The 421-nt window shown below is 46.6% G+C and carries 1 pseudogene; it reads left to right on the forward strand.

The annotated features are described in order from the left end of the window. Nucleotides 1-421: pseudogene (locus tag A3757_RS03755) on the forward strand (DNA polymerase III subunit alpha); the annotation flags it as partial.

The following is a 421-nucleotide window of genomic DNA, read 5'->3' on the forward strand; positions in this document are numbered from 1 at the left end:
TTCGACTTCTTGGGGCTTCGTACTCTAACTATCGTTGACTGGGCTTTGAAGATGATTAACCCTCGCTTGGCAGCGAAAGGTAAAGAGCCTATTAATATTGACCATATCCCACTGGATGATAGGCCCTCTTTTGAATTGCTGAAGTCAGCAGAAACAACGGCGGTATTCCAGCTGGAATCCCGTGGTATGAAAGACTTGATTCGTCGACTTCAGCCAGACAACCTTGAAGATATGATCGCACTGGTTGCACTATTTAGACCGGGGCCTTTGGAGTCAGGCATGGTTGATGACTTTATCAACCGTAAGCATGGGCGGGCAGAAGTAGCCTATCCTCATCCTGACTTTCAGCATGAGAGTCTGAAAGGCATTCTAGAACCGACTTACGGTGTTATTGTCTATCAGGAACAGGTTATGCAGATTG

It is taken from the genome of Oleiphilus sp. HI0117 (assembly GCF_001635235.1).